Annotated in this window: 3 protein-coding genes; all 3 read left to right on the top strand. The window is 68.9% G+C overall.

Annotated features, from left to right (window positions below; genetic code table 11):
* The first annotated feature begins 220 nt into the window (after positions 1-220).
* Genes Q0A27_RS00450 through Q0A27_RS00440 form a run of 3 tightly spaced genes read left to right on the top strand, consistent with a single transcriptional unit; the run spans position 221 to position 5,728 of the window.
* Positions 221-1,714 (top strand): DUF3375 domain-containing protein, encoded by a 1,494-nt coding sequence (locus tag Q0A27_RS00450; RefSeq protein ID WP_291473129.1) that lies wholly within the window; start codon positions 221-223, stop codon positions 1,712-1,714.
* On the top strand, positions 1,707-2,381 hold the full coding sequence (locus Q0A27_RS00445; protein WP_291473128.1) for a DUF4194 domain-containing protein: 675 nt from the start codon (positions 1,707-1,709) through the stop codon (positions 2,379-2,381). The genes Q0A27_RS00450 and Q0A27_RS00445 overlap by 8 nt, the downstream gene beginning before the upstream one ends.
* 2 nt (positions 2,382-2,383) lie before the next feature.
* On the top strand, positions 2,384-5,728 hold the full coding sequence (locus Q0A27_RS00440; RefSeq protein ID WP_291473127.1) for an ATP-binding protein: 3,345 nt from the start codon (positions 2,384-2,386) through the stop codon (positions 5,726-5,728).
* Positions 5,729-6,129: the final 401 nt, after the last annotated feature.

Genomic DNA, 6,129 nt, shown 5'->3' with positions numbered 1-6,129 from the left:
CTCGGGGCTGTTGGACGTGCTCATGGAAGTCACTCCTTGGGGTCGGGGTTCCCGGACGGTCAGTCCGGCGGTCAATCCGGTGTGGATCGGATGGCATTCAGTCTTGCCGGACCGGATCCCCGGCACATCGCCCATCCGCAGACACCCCGTACCGCAGGCGGGGTATTCGTCACGTACCGCGTCCGGGGTACGGCCGCCCGGGTGCTAGCCTCAGACGACGATGACGAACCCACGTGCCGAAGCCGCCTACCGCCATGCCTCGGCGGCCTTCCGCAACCCGACCCTCGATCTGCTGCACGGTCGTTACGCGCCCTTCGTGGTAGCGGCATTGTCCCTGGTCTTCACCGCGGAGCGTCCCACCGTCACCGTGGCGGACGCCCATGTCGAGGTCGGCGACATCGCCGAGGCGCTGCGGGCGTCCGGTGAGGAGAATCTACCGGTCGGCACCGGTCGTGAGATCTGCCGGTACTGGGTGCGCGTCGGCTGGCTCGTCCCGCACATCGACGACAGTTCCGGCACCGGCACCGAGGTCTACCGGCTTTCCGCCCAGGCGGTCAGTGCCCTGGAGATCGCCGGCCGCGCCGGTGGGCGGGTGAGGGTGTCGCGGTCCCGGATGCGGACGCTCCTCGACTCGATCGACCAGCTCGTCTCCGATTCCGAGACCGACCCTGAGGCACGCCGTGCCGCCCTGTGTGCGGAGCGGGACGCCCTGGATATGCAGATCGCCCGGCTGGACGCCGGTGAGGTCGACCCGGTGGATGACGACCAGCTGCTGGAGGAGGCGGAGAACGTCCTCCACCTCTCCCGCGAACTGCCGGCCGACTTCGTGAGGGTGGCGGAGTCCATCAACGAGATGCAACGCGATGTGGTCGCTGACCTGCGTAGGGACGTACGTCCGGCCGGTGAGGTGCTGCGCGAGTATCTCCACCGCGGCCAGCACGTCATGGACGCCACCCCGGAGGGGCGGGCCTTCGCCGGCGCCCTGGAGCTCATCGGCGAACCCGAGCACATCGACCGGCTAACCGGCCAGCTGCAGAGCCTGCTCGCCCAGCCGTTCGCCCGGCATCTGCCGGTCACGCAGCAACATGATCTCGCCGCCGTCGCCCACCGCGTCGAGCAGGGGGTCGCTGAGGTGCTCACCGCCCAACGCCGGGCTTCCCACGTCATCACCGCCCAGGTCAGGACACATGACCCGGTGCGCGACCGGGAGGTCGACGACCTGCTGCGCACGGTGATGTCCGGGCTGCAGTCGTGGATGCCGCAGTCCAGCCGGGGAGACCGGGTCGACCCGCTGCGCAGTTTCCCGGCGGCGAAGGTCGGCGCGCTACGCCGAAACCTCAATGACCTGCGGCCCGGGTCTGCACCGGAACCGCTCCACGAGTCCGAGGAGGCCCCGGAGTTCGACGGGACCGGGGGACGCGAGTGGGGCGGGCCGCGCTACGAGGACCTGGAGAGCTACATCGGGTCGAGACAGGACGCCGACTTCGACCTCGCGGAGGCTTTCGCACATCTCGCCGCGTCCGCCAGACGGCCTGTGGACCTGCTCGGGCTGCTGGAGATCGCGCACCGCAACGGGATGGTCGAGACCGGGGACATCGCCACCGTCGAGGCGCGGCGTCCCGACGGGACCGTCCGACGTTTCGCCTTCGGCGACGTCACCGCGGGAACGACCGCAGGCCCATCCACCACAGGACAGGAGAACACCGATGACTGATCCCTTCGTCACCCCGGTCGCCATGGAGGAGGACCTCGACGGGTGCTTCACGGGCGACCGTGGCGTCCTCGATCCTGCGGTGCGCCGGGTGCTGGTGCGCCTGCTGCAGCGACGGTTCCTCAGTGCGGGGAAGCACCCCGCGGACTGGAAGGTGCTGCTGGACAACCAACAGGTCATTGAGTCGCGGCTGCATGATCTGTTCGTCCGCCTCGTGGTGGACGTCGACCGTGGTCTGGCCTACAAGCAGCAGGTCAGAGGTTACGAAGCCGATGAGACCGCAGAGACCGCTGTCTCCGACATCCCGGTGCTGCTGCGCGACGAGGCCTACACCCGCGCAGAGACGCTGGTGCTGGTGTGCCTGCGCAGCGTGTGGCAGCGCGAGTCGACTGCCGGGGAACCGTCTGCCCGCGTCGACGTCGAGGAGGTCGAGCAGACCGTGCTGACCTACTTCACGGAGTCCGACGGTGACCTGGCCCGCCGCCAGAAGTCGGTGCGTCGCGCCCTGGAGCGGCTGCGGCACGAGGGCATCGTCGAGGAGGAGATCGAGGGGCGCTACCTCATCAGCCCGCTCATCGAGATCGTGCTCAGCGCGCAGAAGCTGCGGGAGCTCGCCGACTGGCTCAGTGCTCATACGGACCGGACGGAACAGGCAGGAGAACTTCAGTGACCATGCTCGACACCCTCTTCGGCCTCATCCCCTCGGAGTCCCGCGGCCAGCAGTGGCTCGCCGGGGACCTGCAGCTGGTGAACTGGGGCGGCTATGACGGGGCCCACCGCGTCCGCTTCTCGCCCTCCGCGACGCTGCTGTGCGGCGGGTCCGGATCCGGAAAGTCCACGCTGATGGACGCTTACATCGCCCTGATGATGCCGCACACCACGCCGTTCAACGGTGCGTCCAACGGGGCGGTCACCGGCCGTGCCCGCGGTGAGGACCAGCGCAATATCCTGTCCTACGGCCGCGGCAAGATCGACGAGACCCGCACCGAGCACGGCACCCGGGTGCGTGTGCTGCGCGGCGACGGGACGGATACCTGGACCGCCATCGCCATGACCTGGGTCGATGCCAGCGGTCCGGAGGAGAAGAAGTTCACCGCGGTGCGTGCCTGGTACATCCCGGCCACCGCCCGCGTCCTCGATGACGCGGTGAAGGTCCGCGGCGTCATCGAGGGGGACTTTGACCTGACCGACCTGGAGGACGCCGCGTCCCACCGTCTGTCGGACGCCGTCGTGCGCGCGACCGGGCTGGAGACGATGGCGACGGACCGTGAGTTCCTCGCCAGGGTCCACTCCGTACTCGGCATCGGTGCCGCCGGTGCCGGGACGAAGGCGATGAACCTGCTGGCGCGTATCCAGGCCGGTCAGCAGATCACCACCGTCGACGAGCTGTACAAGCGCATGGTGCTCGAGGAACCGGACACCTTCGCCACCGCGGACGCCGTGGTCGAGCACTTCGATGAGCTGGAGAGCACCCGGACCCGGATGGTGACCGCCCAACGGCAGGTGCGCGCCCTGTCGCCGCTGCGTGAGGCCCGTACCCGGATCGGGGACGCCGCCGAACGGCTCCGGCTGATCAAGGAAATCGGCCAGTTCCGGGACGCCTCCTCACCGGCCGCGATGTGGCGGACATCCCGGCGCCTCGACCTGCTGCGTGCTGCCGAGGAGGAACTGCGCAGTCAGGCGGTGGACGCCGAGTCGCTGGTCGCCACCCACACCGCCGCCGCCGAGGCCGCCGAAGCTGAGCGCGACAGCCTGATCCAGGTGCTGCGCAATTCCGGTGGTGACCGGCTGGAGACCGCCGAGCGCGAACTCGGGGCGGCGCGTCGTCGCTGTGAACAGGTCACCCGCACCCGCGAGAAGGTCGAGGAGGACCTGGTGCCGCTGGGTGCTGCCGTGACCGACGAGGAGGCGTTCAACGCCCTGGTCACGCAGGGGAAGTCCGCGCTGGCCGATCCCGAGGTCAAGGCGGGTGTGCGCGAGAACTACGCGGAAGCCCGGACGGCGGCGTCCGTCGCCCGGAACCGGTGGAATGAGCTGGAGTCGGAGCAGCGGGCCACCGCGGAACGCACCGACAACATCCCCGGGGAGCTGCACGCTGCCCGTGCCGCGCTGGCCGAGGCCGCAGGGCTGTCGGTCGAGGACCTGCCGTTCGTCGGCGAGCTTGTCGAGGTGCGTACCGAGTTCGAGCCGTGGCGGGAGGCCTTCAACCTGGCCCTCGGCGGGTTCGCGACCACACTGCTTATCGACGAGGCTGCTCTGCCACAGTTCCGGGCGGCGATCAACCAGGTGAAGACGCGCGTCCGTGTACGCTTCGAGGGCGTGCAGACCGGTCAGACCCGGATCACCTGTGATCCCCGGCAGCTGCCCGGGCGGCTCGACTACCGCGACACCCCCTTCACCGGCTGGCTGCAGGACCGGTTGGACCAGCGGTTCGGCTTCGTGTGTGTGGATTCCGCCGACGAACTGCGTGCCCACCGGTCGGCGCTGACGGTCACCGGACAGATGTCCCAGGGGGCCCGCGGCGCCCACGGCGGGCACGGTAGACGTAATGTGCTGGGCTTCTCCAGCCACCGACGCGTCGACGAACTCGCCGAAGAGATCGCGGCGGCGAAAGCCGAGGTGGAGGCTGCGTCCGCCGAGGTCGCCGTCGCCGAGGCTGAGCTGGACGCGGTGGACGTGCGCCTGGCCGCGTACCGGCGGATCGTGGACCTGACCTGGGAGGAGATCGACGTCGACACGGTCACCGACGAGGTGACCCGCTGGGAGGAGGCCGTCGAGGGCATCGCCGAGGGCAGTCCTGAGATCGCGGCGATGCAGAACCAGATCGCCGGCCTGAAAGTGAAGATCCAGGGGCTGCAGGAGAAGACCGGACGTGCGAAGGGCGAGCACCAGCAGCTCATGGAGCGGTGGGACACTGTCGCCGAGGAGATCGACGAGGCCGAGGTGGCGCTCGACGAGGCCGCCGAGGCCGGTCGCGAACTGACTGAGGAACAGGACGCCTGGCTGCGGTCCCGGTTCACCGTCACCGACGGTGAGACCGGGGATCCCGCAGCGAGACTGGCGAGGTTGGATGCGTCACTGGAGTCGGCGTCCCGCGTCCTCGAGGAGGACCGCGCCTCGGCGCAGACGACCCTTGCCGACCAGCGCGCGGCGGTGCGTCGGACCATGGAGTCCTTCCTGGACGCCTGGCCGAACCCGAACCTCCGGGCCGACCCAGATGCGTCGCTGAAGGACTTCGAGCGGATCCTCGACGACCTCGAGACCAGCGGGCTGCACCGGCTGGAAGGGGAGTGGAAGGAGAGCCTGCTGCGGCTGTCCGGCAACGACCTGACGAACCTGGACTCCACGCTGGGGCGGGCGCTGCGCGAGATCCGTGAGCGGATCGAGCCGGTGAACCGGATCATGGCTGACCTGCCGTTCTACGATGACGACCACCGGCTGCAGATCACGCTGCGGGAGAACCAGTCCGAGGTGCGTCGTCGGTTCCGCAAGGAGCTGCGAGAGGTGCGTGCGCTCATCGGGGTCGCCTCGACCGACGAGGAGCGTGCCGAGGTGTACCCGCGGATGGCGCGGCTCATCGACCGGATCCGCCGGGGCGCGCCGGACTACGCCTCACTGGTGGATGTGCGTAACCATGTCCGTGTCAGTGCGGAGAAGATCACGGCTGGTTCGGGTGAGCATGTGGCGCTCTACGACCACATCGGTGAGAAGTCCGGTGGTGAGTCGCAGGAGCTCATCGCCTTCATCGTCGGTGCGGCGCTGCGCTACCAGTTGGGTGACGCCGATGCGGCGCGTCCCCGGTATGCGCCGGTGTTCCTCGACGAGGCGCTGATCAAGGCGGACGCGCACTTCACGGCCCGGGCGATCGGCGCGTGGCGTGGGCTCGGGTTCCAGCTGGTCATCGGTGCGCCGATCGACAAGTACAGTGCCATCGAGCCGCATATCGACGTGGAGTACGACATCCTCAAGGACACCTCCGGGCGCTCCTGGGCCAAGCCGAAGGTCGGAGTGGCGTAGCCGAGGCAGCTGGCGGATGTGGGGACCTGTTGTCCCTCGCCAGGTCGGGTGCGCTCCGTCGGTCTTGAACCGGCCCCCTGAAGTTGGAGTGCCTGACCCAGGTCTTTCTCCGGGCATTGAGTTTCTCCGGGCATTGAGTTGTGGCGATGGCCCCCGGAAGCGACTCGACCGGGTGGTCTGGTCCCAGCAGACCACTCCCTCGGGTCGTATTCCGGCGCGGCTTCAGGGGGCTTCACATCTGCGTCAGGCACGGATCGGGAGCATCGTGGCACAGTGCGGCCGATCCGTGCCTGACGCAGACCTGCTGCACGAGTGGTCAGTGCGGCGTACGGATCACTCCGTGGGGCCGCCTCCTGACAGCATGCCTGGCCTGTAGAAGCATGGGGATGAAACGCTCTCCG

This window comes from Corynebacterium sp., assembly GCF_022712275.1.
Taxonomy (GTDB): Bacteria; Actinomycetota; Actinomycetes; order Mycobacteriales; family Mycobacteriaceae; genus Corynebacterium.
The sequence above is the reverse complement of the archived record's forward strand: the minus strand, read 5'-3'. Positions and strand labels throughout refer to the sequence as shown.

Excerpts from the sequence above, each read along its gene's own strand:
- Q0A27_RS00450 (WP_291473129.1), top strand. The coding sequence starts at position 221 with ATGACGAACCCACGTGCCGAAGCCGCCTACCGCCATGCCTCGGCGGCC.
- Q0A27_RS00445 (WP_291473128.1), top strand. The coding sequence starts at position 1,707 with ATGACTGATCCCTTCGTCACCCCGGTCGCCATGGAGGAGGACCTCGAC.
- Q0A27_RS00440 (WP_291473127.1), top strand. The coding sequence starts at position 2,384 with ATGCTCGACACCCTCTTCGGCCTCATCCCCTCGGAGTCCCGCGGCCAG.